Annotated in this window: 1 rRNA gene; it reads right to left on the bottom strand. The window is 55.3% G+C overall.

The features are described 5' to 3' along the window. Positions 1-255: ribosomal RNA gene (locus M8318_RS00070) — 23S ribosomal RNA — on the bottom strand; the annotation flags it as partial.

Here is a 255-nt window from a genome sequence, read left to right on the forward strand (position 1 = left end):
CTTTTCGCCTTTCCCTCACGGTACTGGTTCACTATCGGTCAGTCAGGAGTATTTAGCCTTGGAGGATGGTCCCCCCATATTCAGACAGGATACCACGTGTCCCGCCCTACTCTTCGAGTTCACAGCAGGTGTATCTTCGTGTACGGGAGTATCACCCTGTACCCTGCGACTTTCCAGACGCTTCCACTGACACACATGCTGATTCAGACTCTGGGCTGCTCCCCGTTCGCTCGCCGCTACTGGGGGAATCTCGGT

Source organism: Leclercia tamurae (assembly GCF_025566055.1).
Lineage (GTDB): Bacteria > Pseudomonadota > Gammaproteobacteria > Enterobacterales > Enterobacteriaceae > Enterobacter > Enterobacter tamurae.